This window comes from Bradyrhizobium sp. STM 3557 (assembly GCF_045571465.1).
In the GTDB taxonomy this organism is placed as follows: Bacteria; Pseudomonadota; Alphaproteobacteria; order Rhizobiales; family Xanthobacteraceae; genus Bradyrhizobium.
Genome location: NZ_CP120697.1, coordinates 3,121,884 through 3,140,392, shown reverse-complemented (window position 1 = coordinate 3,140,392; position 18,509 = coordinate 3,121,884). Strand labels below are relative to the sequence as shown.

Here is an 18,509-nt window from a genome sequence, read left to right as displayed (position 1 = left end):
AGCGTTAGATCAGGCGGGCACCTTGGCGTGACCGCCGAGATAGGCGGCGGCGATGGCCTCGTTGCCCCACAATTCGTCGGGCTTGCCACCCAGCACAATACGCCCGGTCTCCAGCACATAGCCATAGTCGGCAACGGATAGGCCCATGCGCGCATTCTGCTCGACGAGCAGGACCGTGGTGTTGCGGCGGATCTCTGAGATGATCTTGAACACGGCCTGCACGATAACGGGCGCAAGCCCGAGCGATGGCTCGTCGAGCAGCAGGAGCTTTGGCTTCGCCATCAGCCCGCGCGCCACCGCGACCATCTGCAATTGCCCGCCGGACAGCGTCCAGCCAAGCGCGCCTGAGAACTTCCGGATGTCCGGGAACAGGTCGAACATCGCATCCGCCTCGCGCGACAGCAGCGCCTTCGATACCCGGCGATTGGAGGCGCCGAGCATGATGTTCTCCTTCACCGTCAAGCCCGGGAACACCCGCCGCCCTTCCGGAACATGCGAGATGCCGAGTCGCACGATGGCCTCGGGTCCGAGCCCGGAGATCGTCTCGCCGTTGAAGACGATCTCCCCAGAAGTGGGCTTGGACAGACCTGAGATCGCGCGCAACGTGGTCGACTTGCCGGCGCCGTTGGCGCCGAGCAAGGTCACGACCTTGCCTTCCTCGACGCTGAAGGAAACGCCGCGGAGCGCTTCGATCTCGCCGTAGCGGACGACGAGGTTGCGGACTTCGAGCAACGCCATCATTCGCTCCCGAGATAGGCGGACATGACGTCGGGATGGCGCAGCACCGCCATCGATTCGCCATCCGCGATGCGGCGACCGAAATTGAGCACGGTGATGTGCTGGGCCGCTTCCGAGACCAGCGTCATGTCGTGATCGATGATCAGGATGGTCAGCCCCTGCGCTGCGATGCGCTTGAGCAGCTCATGCAGCTCGAGCTTCTCGGTCGAGTTGAGGCCGGCCGCGGGCTCGTCGAGCAGCAGCAAGGTCGGGTTCGAGGCCAGCGCGCGGGCGATCTCGATCAGCCGCTGATGGCCATAGGAGAAGCTGGTAATCAGCTCGTTGGCGCGGTTGCCGAGGCCGACGAAGGTCAGCGCCTCCATTGCGCGCTCGGTGAGCGCCGCTGCGCCCCCTGCCCCGATCGTCGCGTTGCCGGGACGCTCGGCGCCGATCTCGACATTCTCCAGCGCCGTCATCGAGCGGAACAGGCGAATATTCTGGAACGTGCGCCCGAGGCCCGCGGCGCTGCGCTCATGCGGCGGCATGTTGGTGATGTCAGTGCCATCGAGCATGATCGAGCCCGAAGTCGCCTTGTAGAGGCCCGACAGCACATTCAGTGTCGTTGTCTTGCCGGAGCCGTTCGGCCCGATCAGCGCATGCACGCCGCCGCGCCTGACGGCGATATCGACATTGTCGACCGCTTTGAGGCCACCGAAATGCTTCGACAAGCCCTTGACCTCGAGCACGATGTCGCCGCCGACGGTTGCCGGCTTGAGCTGCAGCGGCTTGGTCGCCGGCGGCGCCTTGGTCTTGGCGCGCCAGCGCTCGAAGCCGGCGGTGACGAAGCCCCAGATGCCATCCGGCATGAAGCGGATGATGAGGATCACGAACAGGCCGTAGATCGCGAGGTAAAGCCCCGGCACGCTCTTGAGGAAGCGCAGCCATTCCGGGATCAGGATCAACAGGCCGGTGCCTATCACCGAGCCGATCGGCGAGGCCACGCCGCCGAGCAGCGACATCGTGAGGAACACGATCGATTCGGCGAAGGAGAATTGATCCGGGCTGACATAGGCGAAACCGCCCGCGAACAGCCCACCGGCAAGCCCGCCGAGGCCGGCGCAGATCGCAAAGGCGTAGACCTTGGTGCGGAACACGTCGATGCCGTTGACGCCGGCTGCGAGCTCATTGTCGCGCACCGCGCGCATGGCGCGGCCAAGCCTGGTATCCGGCAGGTGCCAGACCAGATAGCCGACGATCGCCAGCACGGCGACGCAGAACGCCAGATAGCTCTGCGAGGTCCGGAACAGCTCGGGCCGGCCGATGTTGGAAACACCGTCGGGACCATGCGTGATGCCGATTGCGTTGATCATGACGAGCGTCACGATCTGCTGGAACGAGATCGTCACCATCGCGAGATAGTGCCCACCGAGCCGCAAGGTCGACATGCCGAGAAAGGCGCCGGCTACGACCGCAATGCCGCAGCCCGCCAGCAGACAAAGCCAGTAGCTCACATGAAGGTCTGTGGTGCCGAGACCGACCGCATAGGCGCCGAACCCGAAGAAGGCGGCCTGCGCCAGGTTGATCTGGCCGCAAAGGCCCAGCACGACCGAAAGCCCGAACACGGCAACCGAGAACGTGGTCGCCTGCAGCAGGATGTTGAGGACGTAGCCATCGAAGCTCATACCTGCGGCGAGCGCCACGAGGATGGCGGTAGCGATGAAATATGGCACGTGACGGACCAGAGCCGGCCGTGCGCGCAGCACAGGCGTCGTTGCCTGCATGTTGTCGCTCCCCACGCTCATGCTTTTTCCGCCACGCGTTCGCCGAAGATGCCTTGCGGCCGGAAGATCAGGAAGGCGATCAGCACCAGGAAGGCGAAGCCGTCCTTGTAGGGAACGGACACGTAAGCCGCGCCAAACGTCTCGATCACCCCGAGTGCGAGGCCGCCGATGATCGCGCCGGCGACGTCGCCGAAGCCGCCGATGATGGTGGCGGCAAAGGCCTTCAGCGCGATCGTCGAGCCCATCTGGATCGAGACGAACAGCACCGGCGCCACCAGAATGCCGGCGAGCCCGCCGAGCACCGCCGAATAGATGAAGGTGATCATGATCATGCTGGTGACGGAGATGCCGAGCAGCGAGGCCATCTCCTTGTCCTGCGAAGTCGCCTGCAGCTTCTTGCCGAGCATCGTGTGCTCGAAGAACCAATAGTTGAAGATGACGAGCGCGACCGTCACCGCGATGATCAAAAGATATTGGCTATCCAGGTAGACCGGGCCGAGCTGGATGCCGGGCGTATCGAACCAGCCCTGCAGCACCTGCGGCTGCGGGCCATAGATCGCCAGCACGGAATTGGCGAGCAGGATCGAGGCGCCGATGGTCGCGATGATCACGGGCAGATAGCTGCGGTGGCGCAGCGGGTAATAGACGCCAAGATTGAAAATGACGCCGAGCAGCGCCATGCCCGCGAGCGCGATCAGAAACGACAGCCAATATGGCAGGCCGAGCTCGACGCACACGACCATGAGATAGGCGGCGACCATCGAGAACTCGCCTTGCGCGAAGTTCACCACATTGGTGGCGCGGAAGATCAGGACGAAGCCGAGCGCCACCAGCGCGTAGACGGCGCCGATGCCGATGCCCGTGAAGAGCAGTTGCAGAACGAGATCCATGTCAGACCCGCGGACCTTTGAGGGAGCACACCTTATCGAATGATAACGGCCTCCCGCCGATGCGGGAGGCCGTCGCCGCGGATCAGTCTGTAAACTCGATGTGCTTGTCGAAGACGATGCTGCCCTTGTCGTTCTTCACGATGTTGTAGCCGTGCAGCCCGTCGCCGTTCTGGTCGAAATTGTATTCGCCCTCGGCACCCGGGAATTTCTTGGTCGCCAGGATTGCTTCACGGATCTTGCCGGGCTCGGTCGAGCCGGCCTTGTTGATCGCCGCAGCGAGCACGTTGATCGCGTCATAGGTCCAGGAGCTCTGGTTGTCAGGCGCGACCTTGACGAGGTCGCGATAGGCTTTGCCGAATGCCTTCGAAGCGTCGCTGGACTCCTCCGCATAATCTGCAACGCCAAAGGTATTGTAAAGCGCGGGACCGGCGAGCTTCAGCGCGGTGATGTTGACGATCGAGGGCGAGCCGACCCAGGGAATGTTGACACCGAGCTGACGGAGCTGCCGGGCGAAGATGCCGAGGTCGTTCTCGAAGGTGAAATAGGAGCCGAGAATGTCGGCGCCGGACTGCTTGATCGCGAGCACGACCGGCGTGAAATCCTGGCTCTGGTTGGCATAGCCTTGGTCCAGCACCGGAGGTGCACCAAGCTTCTGCAGCGCGTCGGTGAGCGCCTTGCCGCCGGCAGTGCCGAACGCATCGGTCGAATGCAGGACGGCCCATTTCTTCTTGGCTAGCGTGTTGACGCCATATTCGGCGATCACGCGGCCGGAATAGCTGTCATTGGGGCGGAAGCGGAACAGCCACTGATTGCCCATATGGGTCAGGTTCGGATCGGTGCCGCCGATCATCACGGGCTTGCCGAGTTTGAGCACGTCGGGCGCCATCGCGTGCACCTGGGTGGACCGGATCGAGCCGAGGAAAGCGACGATATCGGACTGCGCGGCGAGCTTGGAGAAGGCGAGCACGATGCCAGGATTGGTGGTCTGATCGTCCTCGACGACGAGCTCGGCCTGCTTGCCGAGAATGCCGCCAGCCTTGTTGACGGCGTCGAGCGCGATCTTGGCGCCCTTGATCGCATAGCCGCCGGATTCCGCCGCCGGGCCGGTGACCGGTGCGCACATGCCGATCTTGATGGTTGCACCCTGCGCGCGGGCACTTCCAATGATGGCAGGTGCCGCAAGGCCGGCGACGATGCCGGCCGCGAAATCACGTCTCGTCAAACTCATCTATTTCCTCCCTGGCCACAATTTTTGGGCGGCCTTCATCGATCTTCGCGTGTCGTACGACCGCAGAGTCCACGGCTGTTTAAGGGCTCTTGCGGCCGGAGTAAATTGGCAACGCGACGATATCGGCTGCCGGCAACATCACGTGGCTTCAAATTATTAACGCCGCAAACAGCGCTGCATTCCCTGCTCAAACGCTGTGCATAAAGCAGCCATGCGCTCGGACCGGAGGGCTCATGCAAAAATGTCATTCACGCCTCGTCAACAGGCCCGAGTCCGGTAAGACTTACCTCAAGCTCACCCAGCATCTTCTGCAACTCGCCGAGCTTGCGGGCGCCATAGCGCTGCGCGATCTCAGCGTAGATCGCCTCCGAATGCGGTGCGACCTGCCCTATCAGCCTCAAGCCCTTCGGCGCGATCGAGAGCATGCTGCGCCGCTGGTCGCGCTCTACAAGTTTGCGTGTCACCAGTCCCCGCGCCTCCAGATCCCGTAGAATACGAGACAGGCTCGGCCCGAGCAGGAAGGCGAGATGCGCAAGCTCCGTCACCTCGATCGCATCGACTGCGGCCAATGCACGCAGGATCCGCCATTGCTGCTCGGTGAGGTCGTGCTTGCGCAAGGACGGCCGGAACTGCCGCATGACGGCCTCGCGCGCCCGCAGCAGTGCCATCGGCAACGACTGCGAGAAGTCCCGCATCGGCACGCGATGCACGTCTCTCTCGGTCGTCTTAGATTTCTGCGCCTTCTTTGCCATACAGAACGATCGCGGACACTGGCCGTGTTTGCGGTGCAACATCACGGCTTTGGGGGTTGCCGAGACAATTTAACATGTTAATCATCTCGCAACAGCCCTTAATTTCACCAAGCCCATGGCCCTTTCCGAACACGACATCGGCAGCTGCGCCGGCCGCCTGCATCAGGCGGAGAAGAGCCGTGTCCAGATCCGGCAGCTCTCGCAGGACTTTCCCGACATCACGACCGCAGATGCCTACGCGATCCAGAAGGCATGGATCGACATCAAGCTTGCCGAGGGACGCGTCATCAGGGGCCACAAGATCGGGCTGACCTCGAAAGCGATGCAGAGCGCGCTCAATATCGACGAGCCCGATTCCGGCGTGCTGCTCGACGACATGTTCTTTGCTGACGGCGGTCTCGTGCCATCGGACCGCTTCATCGCCACGCGGATCGAGGCGGAGCTTGCCTTCGTGATGAAGCACCGGCTCTCCGGGCCAGGCTGCGCGCTGTTCGATGTGCTGAGCGCCACCGACTTCGTGGTGCCGGCATTGGAGATCCTCGACACAAGGATCGAGCGCGTCGATCCCAAGACCAAGGCGACACGCAAGATCTTCGACACCATCGCCGACAACGCCGCCAATGCCGGCATTGTGCTCGGCGGCCGGCCGCTTCGCCCGCTCGATACCGACCTGCGCTGGATCGGCGCGCTGTGCATGCGCAATGGCCAGCTCGAGGAGACCGGGCTTGCCGCCGGCGTGCTCAATCACCCCGCGACCGCGGTCGCCTGGCTCGCCAACAAGATCGCCCCGCACGGCCTTGCGCTGGAGCCTGGCCAGGTGGTGCTGGCGGGCTCCTTCATCCGCCCGATCGAAGCGCGCAAGGGCGATACCATTCAAGCCGACTATGGTCCTTACGGAACGGTGAGTTGCTACTTCGCCTGATCCTTGAAGTGATCTTGGGAGTGATCACGCCATGCCGCATTTTTCGATCGAATATTCCGCCAATCTTGATGCGTGTGTCGACATGACCGAGATTTGCGAAATCGTGCGCAAGGCGGCGGTCGAGACCGGCATCTTCCCGATTGGCGGCATCCGGGTGCGTGCGATCCGCTGCGAGGATTACGCGATTGCGGACGGTCGGAACGACTACGGCTTCCTTGCCATGCTGCTGCGGCTCGGCGAAGGCCGCGACCTCGCCGCGCGGCAGAAGGCCGGCGCCCACGTGTTCCAGGTGCTCTCCCGCCATCTCGATCCCGTTTTTGCTCATAGCAAATTTGCGCTCTCCTTCGACATGCAGATCAACGACGCGGCGACGAGCTGGAAGCGCAACAACATTCACGACGCCCTGAAAGCGGAGGCCACCCATGGATAAGGTCACGCCCACATCCGACATCTTCAAAGCCAATCTCGACCGCGCAGCCCCGTTACTAGCCAAGCTGAAAAGCGAAGGCATCGGCCACATGATCGACGGCCAGGTTGTCGGCTCGATCTCGGGCGCGACGTTCGAGACCAGATCCCCGATCGACGGCGCGTCGCTCGCAACGGTGGCTCGCGGCAATGCCGAGGACATCGACCGCGCTGCGACGGCGGCCGCACTCGCTTTCAAGTCCTGGCGCGAGATGGCACCGGCGATGCGACGCAAGCTCCTGCATCGCGTAGCCGATGCGATCGAGGATCACGCCGAGGACATCGCGGTGCTTGAATGCATCGACACCGGCCAGGCCTATCGCTTCATGGCCAAGGCCGCGATCCGCGCTGCCGAGAACTTCCGCTTCTTTGCCGATAAATGCGGCGAAGCTAGAGACGGCCTGAATACGCCGAGCGAGGAGCACTGGAACATCTCCACCCGCGTGCCGATCGGCCCCGTAGGTGTGATCACACCCTGGAACACGCCGTTCATGCTGTCGACCTGGAAAATCGCGCCGGCGCTCGCCGCCGGCTGCACCGTCGTGCACAAGCCGGCGGAATGGTCGCCGATCACCGCGTATCTGTTGGCGAAAATCGTAAAGGAATCCGGCGTGCCGGATGGCGTGCTCAACACCGTGCACGGCCTCGGTGAGGAAGCCGGCAAGGCGCTGACCGAGCATCCGGCGATCAAGGCGATCGGCTTCGTCGGCGAAAGCGCGACCGGGTCTGCGATCATGGTCCAGGGTGCGCCGACGTTGAAGCGCGTGCATTTCGAGCTCGGCGGCAAGAACCCCGTGATCGTGTTCGACGATGCCGATCTCGAGCGGGCGCTCGATGCAGTCGTGTTCATGATCTACTCGCTGAACGGCGAGCGCTGCACCTCGTCCAGCCGTCTCCTGGTGCAGCAGAGCATCGCCGACAAGTTCATCGCAAGGCTCACGGCGCGCGTGCAGGCACTCAAAGTCGGCCATCCGCTTGATCCGGCGACCGAGATCGGGCCGCTGATCCATGAGCGGCATCTCGCCAAGGTCTGCTCTTATTTCGACGTGGCGCGCCAGGACGGCGCCACAATCGCGGTCGGCGGCAAGCCGCATGACGGCCCCGGCGGCGGGCATTACGTGCAGCCGACCCTTGTCACCGGCGCGAATGCAAAGATGCGGGTGGCGCAGGAAGAGGTGTTTGGTCCGTTCCTGACTGTTATCGCGTTCCGCGACGAGGCAGACGCGATCGAGATCGCCAACGATGTGCGCTATGGCCTGACGGGTTACGTCTGGACCAACGATATGGGCCGTGCGCTGCGCGTTGCCGATGCGCTGGAGGCCGGCATGATCTGGCTGAACTCCGAGAACGTCCGTCATTTGCCGACACCGTTCGGCGGCATGAAGGCGTCCGGCATCGGCCGCGACGGCGGCGATTACTCGTTCGACTTCTACATGGAGACCAAGCACGTCTCGCTGGCGCGCGGCACACATAAGATTCAGCGGCTCGGCGTGTAAGGAGTTGGTCATGACCTCCCCTCGCCTTGCCACCTATTCTGTTGATGGCGCGATCCACTACGGCGCCGTTACCGACAAGGGAATCGTCGATCTCTCGGCGCGCTTTGCCGGGGAGTATCCGACCCTGCGGGAGGTGATCGCGGCGGACGCGCTGATGCAGCTGGTTGAGGATACCGCCGGTCGCGCGGCGGACCATGCGCTGGACGCGGTCACTTTGCTGCCGCCGATCCCCGCCCCGGAAAAGATCATCTGCATCGGCGTCAACTATCCCGACCGCAATGCCGAGTACAAGGACGGCCAGGACGCTCCGAAATATCCCTCGATGTTCATGCGCACGCCGCGCTCCTTCGTCGGCCACGGCACCCCGCTGGTGCGGCCGCGCGCCTCGCAGCAGCTCGATTATGAGGGCGAGCTCGTGATCGTGATCGGCAAGGGCGGGCGGCACATCGTCGAGAAGGATGCGCTCGACCACATCGCGGCGCTCACGCTCTGCAACGAGGGCACTATTCGCGACTGGGTGCGGCATGCCAAATTCAACGTCACGCAGGGCAAGAACTTCGATTCCACCGGCAGCCTTGGCCCCTGGATCGTACCCTACACGAATGAAGCGCAGATCGCCGATATCCGGCTGACCACCCGCGTCAATGGCGAATTGCGGCAGGACGACCGCACCTCGCGGCTGATCTTCGACTTCCGCTATCTCATCAACTACATCTCGACGTTCACGACGCTGATGCCGGGCGATGTGATCGTGACGGGCACGCCGACCGGCGCTGGCGCGCGGTTCGATCCGCCGCGCTATCTGAAACCGGGCGATGTGATCGAGGTCGAGGCCGAAGGCGTCGGCCTGCTCCGCAACGGCGTCGTCGACGAAACCCTGTAACTATCGAATTGGAATTGCCATGACCACCATGACCGGCGGCGAAGCGATCGTGAGTAGCCTCGTCGCGCACGGCGTCGATACCGTGTTCGGATTGCCGGGTGCGCAGATCTACGGCCTGTTCGACGCCTTCCATCAGGCGCAGCTCAAGGTGATTGGCGCCCGCCACGAGCAGGCCTGCGGCTACATGGCCTATGGCTATGCGCGCTCGACCGGCAAGCCCGGCGTGTTCAGCGTGGTGCCCGGCCCTGGCGTGCTCAACGCCGGCGCGGCACTGCTGACCGCGTTCGGCGCCAATGAGCCGGTGCTGTGCCTCACCGGACAGGTGCCGACCGAATTCATCGGCAAAGGCCGCGGTCATCTGCACGAGATGCCGGACCAGCTCGCGACCTTGCGCACCTTCGTCAAATGGGCCGACCGGATCGAATATCCTGGCGCCGCGCCGACGCTGGTTGCACGTGCCTTTCAGGAGATGCTGTCAGGCCGGCGCGGCCCGGCCGCGCTGGAGATGCCCTGGGACGTGTTCACGCAAGCGGCGGACACCGAGTCTGTCGCTCCGTTCGCGCCTTTCCCGGCGCCGCGGCCCGATACCGATCGCATCAGCAAGGCCGCTCAGCTGATCAAGGCAGCGAAGGCGCCGATGATCTTTGTCGGCTCCGGCGCGATCCATGCGCGCGAGGAAATCCAAGAACTTGCCGAGATGATCGACGCACCGGTCGTCGCCTTCCGCTCCGGCCGCGGTATCGTCTCCAACGCGCACGAGCTCGGGCTGACCATGGCCGCCGCCTACAAGCTGTGGCCACAGACCGATCTGATGATCGGCATCGGCACCCGCATGGAGCTCTCGACCAGCTTCCGCTGGCCGTTCCGCCCTGACGGACTGAAGTCCGTTCGCATCGACATCGATCCCGTGGAGATGCGGCGGGTCGTCTCCGACGTCGCCGTGGTGGCCGACTCCAAGGCCGGCACCGCCGAGCTGCTCGCGGCCGTCAGCAAGGCAGGCTACGGCAAGACCGTCGGCCGGCGTGCTGCGATCCGCGGAGCCTCTGCGGCGGCCCTCAAGGAGATCCAGCAGGTGCAGCCGCAGATGGCGTATCTCAATGTGCTGCGCGAGGTGCTGCCGCACGACGCCATCGTCACCGACGAGCTGTCGCAGGTCGGTTTCGCCTCCTGGTACGGCTTCCCGGTCTACGAGCCGCGCACCTTCATCACCTCGGGCTATCAGGGCACGCTCGGCTCCGGCTTCCCGACTGCGCTCGGTGCCAAGGTCGCCAATCCCGACAAGCCCGTGGTCGCCATTACTGGCGATGGCGGCTTCATGTTCGGCGTGCAGGAGCTTGCCACGGCCGCGCAGTTCAAGATCGGCGTGGTGACGCTCGTCTTCAACAACAATGCCTATGGCAATGTGCGGCGCGATCAGCGCCAGCACTTCGATGGCCGCGTGGTGGCATCCGATCTCGTCAATCCGGATTTCGTCAAGCTTGCGGAGTCCTTCGGGGTCGGCGCGGCGCGCGTCACTGCACCGGACCAGTTCCGCACCGCGCTGGAGACGGCGCTCAGCGTGGGCGGGCCGTATCTGATCGACATCGAGGTGCCACGCGACTCGGAAGTGACGCCGTGGACGTTCATTCACCCGGCGAGGCCTTGATTGTTCATGCCACCTATCGCGCCCGGCGGAAGGTCAGGTTAATGCGCTTTCGCCCGAGCAGGCCGTGCTCACCGTCGGCGAGGGGCGCCACGCCGTGAAAGGCGAGTCGCTCCGGCCCGCCCCAGACCACGACGTCGCCGTGCTCCAGCCGATAGCGCCGCGTCGGATCGCTGCGCTTCAGCCCGCCGAACAGGAAGGTCGCCGGCAGGCCGAGCGACACCGAGACGATCGGCGCGCCCAGATTGCGCTCGTCGCGGTCCTGGTGCAGCGACAGCCGTGCGCCCGGCTCGTAGCGGTTGATCAGGCAGGCATCGGGCGCGAAGCCGGGAAATCCAGCCTCGGCGGCCGCCTGCTCCGCGAGCGCGCGAAACGGCGGCGGCATCGCCGGCCATGGCTTGCCGCTCTCGGGATCGATGGCGTCATAGCGATAGCCGCTGGCGTCGGAGACCCAGCCGACGTCTCCGCAATTGGTAATCGCGACCGACATCCGGTAGCCGCCCGGCGTGACCAGATGGCGAAACGGCGCCTGCGCGGTGATAGCGTCGATCGCCGCGATCAGCTCATGTTGTTGCGGTCGCGCAAAGCCGCGCAGCAGCAGGGCGCCCTCCGCGAGCTTCTCTCGCGCGGGCCCCGTGGCACCTAAGCTTTCGAACAGATCCGCCGTCACTTACTTCGCATCATGAAAGATGACACCGAGTGTGTGGCGCCGGCCCGAGCGAAGCCGGCTGACGCCATGGCGCATATTGACACGATAGGCCCCGCGCGTCCCCTGCACCGGGCGAACATGCACGGCGAAGGCGACCGCATCGCCTTGGCGCAGCGGCACGACCTCGGCGCGCGATTGCATGCGCGGCCGCTGCTCGGTCAGCACGAACTCGCCGCCCTCGAAATCGCGGCCCGGCTGGGAGAGCAGGATCGCCACCTGAATCGGAAACACGTGCTCGCCATAGAGATCCTGGTGCAGGCAGTTGTAGTCGCCGGCCTCATATTGCAACAATAACGGCGTTGGTCGGGTCTGGCCGGCTCTGTGGCAACGCTGCAGGAAGGCATCGTGATCAGCGGGATAGGAGATGTCGATGCCCATCGTCTGGTTCCAGCGATTGGCGATGCCGACAAGCCGCGCGTAAAGGCGCGGGCGCAACTCCGCGATCGGTTCCGGCAGCGGATAGCTGAAATATTTGTATTCGCCGCGGCCAAAACCGTGTCGCGCCATCACCACGCGGCTGCGGAAATACGCATCGTCAGGATAGAGCGCCGCCAGCGCGCGGCATTCGTCTGGCGACAGGAGGCCTTTCAGGACCGCGCAGCCCTGCCCGTCGAGCTCGCGCTCGATCTCGTTCCAGTCGAGCGTGTCGACACGGGAGGCGGTATCGGATGGAACAGGCGTGGCTGTCTTTGCTGCGGCTTTCATAGCCACAATATCGTATCGCTCCGTCCCGAACGCCACCCGATTTCTGGTGGACGTGATCCCGGAGCGTTGTCTCTGTCCGTCATCGCGAGGAGCGTCAGCGACGAAGCGATCCAGCCTTGTCGTCGCAGAACTGGATTGCTTCGCTGCGCTCGCAATGACGAAACCAGCCATGGTCGTCTGTAGCGATGGCAGACTGCTTCGCGCAGCCGGTCAGCCCCGGATCACGCCCTCCACACCAGCCGCGACCTCGAACAGCTTGCGGTCGTTGCCGGCGGAATGGGCCAGCATCAGGCCGACCGGAATCTCGCCGGCGCGGTGCGCCGGCAGCGAGATCGCGCAGCCGTCGATATTGTTGATCATCGAGGGGTTGCGCAGCGTGCGCAGGTTCTCGCGGGTGAAGGCCTGGTCGTCGGCAAGATCGGCGATCTTCGGCGGCGTGGTGGCGGTGGTCGGCAGCACCAGCGCATCATAGGGCGCGATGCGCGCGGCCGCGCGCGCCACCAGCGAGCGCCGCGCGGCGAGGATCTCGATATAGTCGGCTGCGGAGATGCTCTCACCGCGCATGATCCGCGCCGCCACGCGCGGGTCATACATGTCCCCCTTGCTGGTGATGAGGTAACGGTGCCAGGCATAGGCCTCGGCGGGAGAGAAGCCGCCTTTCGCGTTGATGACGCCGACGTCCAGGAATTCAGGCATCTCGATACGCTCGATCAGCGCGCCATGGCTCGACAAGCTCTCCAAAGCGCGCTCGAATGTCGTCGTCACGGCGTCATCGAGATCGTCAAGCACCACCGTGGTTGGCACGGCGAGCCGCAGGCCTTTGACCGGGCGCGGCATGAGCGCGGCAATCGGCTCATCCGCCAGCACGGCGTCGAGGATCGCGCAGCACTCTACGGTATTGGCGAGCGGTCCAAAGCTGTCGAGCGTCGAGGACAGCGGCACGCCGCCGTCGAGCGGCACGCGCGATTGCGTCGGCTTGTAGCCGACGATGCCGTTGAAGGCCGCCGGAATGCGGCAGGAGCCGCCGGTGTCGGTGCCGAGCGCGCCATAGGCCATGCGGTCCGCGATCGAGACTGCCGCACCGGAGGACGAGCCGCCGGGCACGTAGCCGATGTCGCGCCTGTAGACGCTCTTCGGCGTGCCGTAGTGCGGATTGATGCCGATGCCGGAATAGGCGAATTCGGTCATGTTGGTGCGGCCGATCACGACGAAGCCGGCGCGCCGCAGCCGCGCCACGGCCGTGGCATCGGCTGCCGCCGGCGCAGAATCTTCCAGCGCGCGCGACCCGGCGCGCGTCACCTGCCCCTCGATGTCGAACAGGTCCTTGATCGACACGGGAATGCCGGCAAAGCGCGATGGCGCGGCATTGGCGCGGCGCAGCGTGTCCATCGCATCGGCCGCCGCCAGCGCCGCGTCACGGTCGACATGGATGAAGGCGCGCTGGCCTTCGCCGGCGGGATCGGCGATCCGGCTCAGACATTCCTCGACCAGCTTGCGAGACGTCGTGCGTCCGGCTGCGAGGTCGTCGGCCAATGAGACAAGAGTCGGAACTGCTGAGGTCATGGTGTCCTATCGTGCTTCGTCCGCGGCCAAAGCCGCTGCGCTATCATCTAGTCCATACCGGAGCGCCTTGCTCGCGACAATGCCAGCGGGATGACCCCCGACCCGCGCTTGACTACTTCAAGCCGAAATAGGCCCGCCGCAACGCCTCATTGTCGGACATCTCGGCCACCGTGCCGGAGAAGCGGATGCGGCCGCCTTCCAACACGAACACCCGCGTCGCGACCTCGAGAAAGCCGATATTCTGCTCGGCGACGAGCAGCGCAATGCCGCGGCCCTGCAGGTCACGCAGGATGCGGATCACTTCCTTGACGAACAGCGGCGACAGGCCGGCCGACGGCTCGTCCAGCACCAGGAGCTTCGGCTCGGCCGCCATCGCCTTGGCCATCCCAAGCATCTTGCGCTGGCCGCCGGACAGGGTGGAGGCGGCATCCCTGCGCTTGTCGCGCAGCACCGGAAACAGGCCGTAAAGCTCGTCGAGCCGGCGATTCGGATTGGCATGGCCCAGGGCCTGAGCGCCGATGCGGATGTTCTCCTCGATCGACAGGTCCGGAAACACCGCGAGTTCGGACATGTAGGTCATGCCGCGGCGCATCCGGTCGCTGGATCGCATTTGCGTGATATCGTCGCCGCCGAGCCGGATGCTGCCCTGGCGCGCATCGATCAGCCCGACCAGCGATTTCAGGAAGGTGGTCTTGCCGGCGCCGTTGGCACCGAGCAGCAGCACGGTCTCGCCCGGCCGCACGTCGAGATCGACGCCCCACAGCACCTGCATGGTGCCGTAACCGGCGTCGACGCCGGAAGCGACGAGCAGCGGCATCGTGTCAGACGGCATGCTCGCCTCCCAGGAACACCTCGATCACCTGCGGCTGTTTCACCGCTTCGGCGAGCTTGCCTTCGAAGATCTCTCTGCCCGCATTCATGACGATGACGCGGTCGGTGATGTGCTCGATGAAGCCCATCAGATGCTCGACAACGATGATGGCCATGCCCTTCGCCGCCAGCGCCTTGATGCGCTCCGCGATCCAATCGAGCTCAGCCGGATTGAGACCCGCGGCGAGTTCGTCAAGCAACAACAGCCGCGGCGCGGTCGCCAGCGCGCGGGTGAGATCGAGCATCTTCTGCTGCGCGCTGTTGAGGTCCGCCGCCGGTCGGCCGGCAATCTCGATCAGTCTATATTCCTCCAGCAGCGCATCGATCGATGCCGGCGACGCGGTTGCATTGCCATAGGCGGCCGCGACCTCGACGTTCTCGCGCACCGACAGCGACATGAACGGCTTCGGCACCTGGAAGGTGCGGTTGATGCCGCGATGCACGAGCTTATGCGACGCGACGCCACCGATCGCAGCGCCGTCGAATGTGACATCGCCGCCATCGGGCGCATAAAGCCCTGAGACGACGTTGATCGCGGTGGTCTTGCCGGAGCCGTTGGGGCCGACGAGACCGAGGATCTCGCCGGGCACCACATGGAAGGTCAGGCCGTCGAGCGCGGTGAAGCCGCCAAAACGCTTCACCAGCCTGCCAACGTTGAGAATGGGTTTGGTCTCAGGGGACACGCCAGCCCCTCCGCGTCGCCAGCGACATCAGTCCGGCCGGCAGGAACAGCACCAGACCCATGATCAAGAGGCCATAGATCAGCTGGAAATATTGCGGCGTGGTGAAGCCGATCAGATTGTAGATGCCATAGAGGATGACGACGCCGATGATCGGGCCCAGGATAGTGGCGACGCCGCCGAACAGCGCAAACACGATGGCGAAGATCGAGAACTCGCCGGAGAATACGTTATCGGGATAGAACACCGAGACGTACCAGGCATAGACGCCGCCCGCGAGGCCTGCGACCAATGCCGAGGCAAGCCAGGCGATCACGCGCATCTTGACGACATTGACGCCGGCCATCGCCGCGCTCACCGCATCCTCGCGCACCGCCTGCAAGGCGAGGCCGAAGCTCGAATTCCGCAGGTAAACCACGCCACCAAGTGTCAGCGCCAGCACCACCAGCGCGGCATCATAGGCGAAGGTCGGATTGAAGGTGCCAGTCAGCGAAACGCCGTAAGGCCCCTTGGTGATGCTCTCCAGCGCCGGATTCGCGACGAAATGCAGCACCGCGAGCGAGGCCGCAAGATTGGCGATGGCGAAATAGGCGCCGGTGAGCCGCAGCAGCGGCGTCAGCAAGAGCCCGAGCGCGACGCCGACGAGGCCAGCCACCAGCACGGCCAGCACCGCTGGCGTCTGCAGATGCATCACCATGATGGCAAAGCCATAAGCTCCGGCGCCAAAGAAGCCGACATAACCGAACGGCAGATAACCGGTGAAGCCGTAGATGATGTTCACGCCCTGGGCGAGGATCAGGAAGATCACGAAATTGAACAGCAGAAGATGGTTTTGGTACACGCCGGGCAGCACCGCGAACACGACGACCAGCGGCAGCAGAATGAACAGCGTATGCTGAAGACTTTTATGCAACGCGCACCCGCCTTCCGAGCAGGCCGCTCGGGCGCAACAACAGGATGAGGATCAGCAGCACATAGGGCAGCAGGTCGGCCCATGACGAGAGATAGGTCTGCACCAGCATGTAGCAGACGCCATAGACGATGCCGCCCAGCGCCGTCCCGAGAGGGTTGCCGAGCGAGCCGAGCACGACAATCGCGAACGACGTCACGGTGGCATCGGCGCCGAAGGCCGGCGTGATCGATCCGAACATGAAGGGCGCGAACACGCCGGCAATGCCGGCGAGGCCAAGCCCGATGCCGAAGGCGGCCGCCGAGACGCGATCGACATCGATGCCGGTCGCGAACGCCTCGTCGCGCCGCGACATGACGGCGCGCGTGAGGGTGCCGAGCCGGGTGCGGTAGAGATAGAGATAGACGAGAGCGATCGCGATCAGACTGGTCACAGCCGCAATCACCCACGGCGCCGGAAAGCCCTGGCCGAGAATCTGGATCGGACCGCCCCGACCCGGCGTGCCGCCGAACCATTTGACCTTGATGGTCGTAAAGACAGTGCCGAGCAGACGGGTCTGGATCGACCGCTCGCTGGTGCCTGCGAAGATCGTGGTGATCGCCTCGACCACCTGCGACAGGCCGAAGAACAGGATGATCGAGAGCATCTCGGGATTGCTCGAGCCCTGCAGCCGCGGCACCAGCACCCAATACAGCAGGACGCCCGCGATCAGGAACACGATGAAGGCGAGCGGCACCGCGAACAAGGGATCGATGCCGGCCATCGCCACCACGCCGAGCGCGATGAACGCACCCAGCATGATGGTGTCGCCATGCGCAAGATTGACGATGCGCATGACGCCGAACACAAGATTGAGGCCGATACCGACCAGGCTGAAATAGAGGCCGAACAGCACGCCGGCAATCAGCGCATAACTTAGCATCTCGCCCCGCCCCGGCGTCGCCTTCCTCGCTGCCGCAAGATCATGGCGCCGGATAGACCGGCTTGCCGGTGGCGGTCTCGTGCGGATAGATCGAGACGAACTTGATGTGGCCGTGCTCGTCGAGCTTGAGCTGGCCGAGCGGCGTCAGCTCACCGATCTGGCCACCCATCTCGTCGAGCGCGAAGGTGCCGTCGAGCGTCTTGAGCTCGCCCGACAGCGAGAACACGGCGCGGCGCAGCTCCATCTGGTCGAGCGAGGTCGCAACCGAAAGCGTCTTCTCGATCACGAGCGCGGTGGTGTAGCCCGCCACCGCGTTGAAGCCGAACTCGATCTTGCCGTCCGGATATTTCTTGTCCCAAGCGGCGCGGTAATCCTTCATCGGCATGCCGAAATTGACGGGATAGTCGAGCTCGGACGGCGGCACATAGGTCCAGATATTCTCGAGGCCCTTGGCACCGATGTTCTTTTCCAACAGTTCTGTCTCGAGACCGGCATAGATTGCAAACAGCATCTTGAAGTTGACGCCGACGTCCTGGACGTTGCGCAGGAAAGCGATGTCGTTCGGCGCGTAGCCGAAATGGATCACCGCATCCGGGTTGGTGTTGGCGATGTTGTTGATGATGACCGTGTAGTTGGTGGTCTCGGTCGGCACGCCCTGGTCGTAGACGATCTCGATCGGCGCGCCCGATTCCTTGACGAACTTGCGGAACGCATTGGCCTGGGTGCCCGTAAATTCGTTGGTCGCGTAGAGGATCGCGACCTTCTTGATGCCGAGACCCGGGCCGTCATGGGTGATGAAATCAGCGACTGGCTTCGGCCAGATCGTCGAGACCGGGTCAGCCATCAGTGCAATATAGGGATTGTCCTTGGAGAAGAAGCTCGCGCCGGTTCCGGTCTGATCGAACAGGAACATCTTGTGGTCGCGCGCGATCGCAACCGCAGGCGCGGTCAGCACCGAGCCGGAATCGGCGACCAGGAGGTCGACCTTGTCCTGAGTGACGAGCTGATTGTACAGCGTCGACGCCGTGGCCGTGTTGCTCTGATCGTCATAGGAGATGAGTTTGACCGGCAGCTTCTTGTCGAAGGCCTTCACATAGACGCCGCCATCGGCGTTCTTCTGGTCGACCCAGAGCTTCAGCGCGCTGTAAACGGGCATCGAGATCGAGGCATAACGGCCGGAGGACGCGTAGAGCGTGCCGATCTTGATCTCGGCGGGCGCATCCGCGGCAAAGGCCGCGCCGGCGAAGGCCAGACTTGCGGCCAATGCCGCACCCGTCATCTTCAACATCCGTTTCTTCTCCCGTTCGTTATATTTTTCGTCCGGCGGCAATCTACCGCGACATCGCGGCGAGACAAGCCGTCCAGCCTTATTCA

Annotated in this window: 18 protein-coding genes; 5 read left to right on the top strand and 13 right to left on the bottom strand. The window is 64.1% G+C overall.

The features are described 5' to 3' along the window. Positions 1-9 precede the first annotated feature (9 nt). The 5 genes from P6U24_RS14170 to hpaR form a co-directional block, all read right to left on the bottom strand. Positions 10-738: an ABC transporter ATP-binding protein gene (locus P6U24_RS14170; RefSeq protein ID WP_407159707.1), complete on the bottom strand. Its 729-nt coding sequence runs from the start codon at positions 736-738 to the stop codon at positions 10-12. After that, positions 738-2,519, bottom strand: coding sequence for an ABC transporter permease subunit (locus tag P6U24_RS14165; RefSeq protein WP_407159706.1), 1,782 nt, complete (start codon positions 2,517-2,519; stop codon positions 738-740). The genes P6U24_RS14170 and P6U24_RS14165 overlap by 1 nt, the downstream gene beginning before the upstream one ends. Next, a complete protein-coding gene (locus P6U24_RS14160; RefSeq protein WP_407159705.1) occupies positions 2,516-3,388 on the bottom strand; it encodes a branched-chain amino acid ABC transporter permease in 873 nt (290 codons plus the stop codon). The genes P6U24_RS14165 and P6U24_RS14160 overlap by 4 nt, the downstream gene beginning before the upstream one ends. An 82-nt stretch (positions 3,389-3,470) precedes the next feature. Then, positions 3,471-4,616: an ABC transporter substrate-binding protein gene (locus P6U24_RS14155; protein WP_407159704.1), complete on the bottom strand. Its 1,146-nt coding sequence runs from the start codon at positions 4,614-4,616 to the stop codon at positions 3,471-3,473. A gap of 248 nt (positions 4,617-4,864) precedes the next feature. Next, complete coding sequence (gene hpaR / locus P6U24_RS14150; protein ID WP_407159703.1) at positions 4,865-5,368, bottom strand: homoprotocatechuate degradation operon regulator HpaR; 504 nt, start codon at positions 5,366-5,368, stop codon at positions 4,865-4,867. Positions 5,369-5,483: 115 nt separating this feature from the next. Here hpaR and hpaH point away from each other — a divergent pair, with 115 nt between their 5' ends. The 5 genes from hpaH to P6U24_RS14125 are packed head-to-tail and all read left to right on the top strand — an operon-like array spanning position 5,484 to position 10,779. Then, positions 5,484-6,290, top strand: coding sequence for a 2-oxo-hept-4-ene-1,7-dioate hydratase (gene hpaH / locus P6U24_RS14145; protein ID WP_407159702.1), 807 nt, complete (start codon positions 5,484-5,486; stop codon positions 6,288-6,290). Between the two features lie 31 nt (positions 6,291-6,321). After that, positions 6,322-6,720, top strand: a complete 399-nt coding sequence (locus P6U24_RS14140) for a 5-carboxymethyl-2-hydroxymuconate Delta-isomerase (protein ID WP_407159701.1) — start codon at positions 6,322-6,324, stop codon at positions 6,718-6,720. Then, a complete protein-coding gene (gene hpaE, locus P6U24_RS14135; RefSeq protein WP_407159700.1) occupies positions 6,713-8,251 on the top strand; it encodes a 5-carboxymethyl-2-hydroxymuconate semialdehyde dehydrogenase in 1,539 nt (512 codons plus the stop codon). The genes P6U24_RS14140 and hpaE overlap by 8 nt, the downstream gene beginning before the upstream one ends. Before the next feature lie 10 nt (positions 8,252-8,261). Then, a complete protein-coding gene (locus P6U24_RS14130) occupies positions 8,262-9,134 on the top strand; it encodes a fumarylacetoacetate hydrolase family protein (RefSeq protein ID WP_407159699.1) in 873 nt (290 codons plus the stop codon). A gap of 19 nt (positions 9,135-9,153) precedes the next feature. Then, on the top strand, positions 9,154-10,779 hold the full coding sequence (locus P6U24_RS14125; protein ID WP_407159698.1) for a thiamine pyrophosphate-dependent enzyme: 1,626 nt from the start codon (positions 9,154-9,156) through the stop codon (positions 10,777-10,779). Between the two features lie 13 nt (positions 10,780-10,792). Here the strand turns inward: P6U24_RS14125 and alkB are convergent, their stop codons facing one another. The 8 genes from alkB to P6U24_RS14085 form a co-directional block, all read right to left on the bottom strand. Next, positions 10,793-11,446, bottom strand: a complete 654-nt coding sequence (gene alkB / locus P6U24_RS14120; protein WP_407159697.1) for a DNA oxidative demethylase AlkB — start codon at positions 11,444-11,446, stop codon at positions 10,793-10,795. Then, positions 11,447-12,190: a 2OG-Fe(II) oxygenase gene (locus P6U24_RS14115; RefSeq protein WP_407159696.1), complete on the bottom strand. Its 744-nt coding sequence runs from the start codon at positions 12,188-12,190 to the stop codon at positions 11,447-11,449. Positions 12,191-12,400: 210 nt separating this feature from the next. After that, on the bottom strand, positions 12,401-13,753 hold the full coding sequence (locus P6U24_RS14110) for an amidase (RefSeq protein WP_407159695.1): 1,353 nt from the start codon (positions 13,751-13,753) through the stop codon (positions 12,401-12,403). Between the two features lie 112 nt (positions 13,754-13,865). Then, positions 13,866-14,585 carry an ABC transporter ATP-binding protein gene (locus tag P6U24_RS14105; protein ID WP_407159694.1) on the bottom strand — a complete coding sequence of 240 codons (720 nt, stop codon included), beginning with the start codon at positions 14,583-14,585 and terminating at the stop codon, positions 13,866-13,868. Then, entirely contained in the window at positions 14,575-15,306 is a 732-nt protein-coding gene (locus P6U24_RS14100) for an ABC transporter ATP-binding protein (protein WP_407159693.1), read from the bottom strand. Before P6U24_RS14100 ends, P6U24_RS14105 begins: the two co-directional genes overlap by 11 nt. Continuing rightward, positions 15,296-16,216, bottom strand: a complete 921-nt coding sequence (locus P6U24_RS14095; protein WP_407159692.1) for a branched-chain amino acid ABC transporter permease — start codon at positions 16,214-16,216, stop codon at positions 15,296-15,298. Before P6U24_RS14095 ends, P6U24_RS14100 begins: the two co-directional genes overlap by 11 nt. Next, positions 16,209-17,135: a branched-chain amino acid ABC transporter permease gene (locus tag P6U24_RS14090; protein WP_407159691.1), complete on the bottom strand. Its 927-nt coding sequence runs from the start codon at positions 17,133-17,135 to the stop codon at positions 16,209-16,211. The genes P6U24_RS14095 and P6U24_RS14090 overlap by 8 nt, the downstream gene beginning before the upstream one ends. Positions 17,136-17,175: 40 nt before the next feature. Beyond that, complete coding sequence (locus tag P6U24_RS14085; RefSeq protein ID WP_407159690.1) at positions 17,176-18,423, bottom strand: amino acid ABC transporter substrate-binding protein; 1,248 nt, start codon at positions 18,421-18,423, stop codon at positions 17,176-17,178. Positions 18,424-18,509: the final 86 nt, after the last annotated feature.

Excerpts from the sequence above, each read along its gene's own strand:
- P6U24_RS14165 (WP_407159706.1), bottom strand. The coding sequence starts at position 2,519 with ATGAGCGTGGGGAGCGACAACATGCAGGCAACGACGCCTGTGCTGCGC.
- P6U24_RS14160 (WP_407159705.1), bottom strand. The coding sequence starts at position 3,388 with ATGGATCTCGTTCTGCAACTGCTCTTCACGGGCATCGGCATCGGCGCC.
- hpaR (WP_407159703.1), bottom strand. The coding sequence starts at position 5,368 with ATGGCAAAGAAGGCGCAGAAATCTAAGACGACCGAGAGAGACGTGCAT.
- P6U24_RS14085 (WP_407159690.1), bottom strand. The coding sequence starts at position 18,423 with ATGTTGAAGATGACGGGTGCGGCATTGGCCGCAAGTCTGGCCTTCGCC.
- P6U24_RS14115 (WP_407159696.1), bottom strand. The coding sequence starts at position 12,190 with ATGAAAGCCGCAGCAAAGACAGCCACGCCTGTTCCATCCGATACCGCC.
- P6U24_RS14130 (WP_407159699.1), top strand. The coding sequence starts at position 8,262 with ATGACCTCCCCTCGCCTTGCCACCTATTCTGTTGATGGCGCGATCCAC.
- hpaE (WP_407159700.1), top strand. The coding sequence starts at position 6,713 with ATGGATAAGGTCACGCCCACATCCGACATCTTCAAAGCCAATCTCGAC.
- P6U24_RS14110 (WP_407159695.1), bottom strand. The coding sequence starts at position 13,753 with ATGACCTCAGCAGTTCCGACTCTTGTCTCATTGGCCGACGACCTCGCA.
- P6U24_RS14125 (WP_407159698.1), top strand. The coding sequence starts at position 9,154 with ATGACCACCATGACCGGCGGCGAAGCGATCGTGAGTAGCCTCGTCGCG.
- P6U24_RS14090 (WP_407159691.1), bottom strand. The coding sequence starts at position 17,135 with ATGCTAAGTTATGCGCTGATTGCCGGCGTGCTGTTCGGCCTCTATTTC.
- hpaH (WP_407159702.1), top strand. The coding sequence starts at position 5,484 with ATGGCCCTTTCCGAACACGACATCGGCAGCTGCGCCGGCCGCCTGCAT.
- P6U24_RS14140 (WP_407159701.1), top strand. The coding sequence starts at position 6,322 with ATGCCGCATTTTTCGATCGAATATTCCGCCAATCTTGATGCGTGTGTC.
- P6U24_RS14105 (WP_407159694.1), bottom strand. The coding sequence starts at position 14,585 with ATGCCGTCTGACACGATGCCGCTGCTCGTCGCTTCCGGCGTCGACGCC.
- P6U24_RS14170 (WP_407159707.1), bottom strand. The coding sequence starts at position 738 with ATGGCGTTGCTCGAAGTCCGCAACCTCGTCGTCCGCTACGGCGAGATC.
- P6U24_RS14155 (WP_407159704.1), bottom strand. The coding sequence starts at position 4,616 with ATGAGTTTGACGAGACGTGATTTCGCGGCCGGCATCGTCGCCGGCCTT.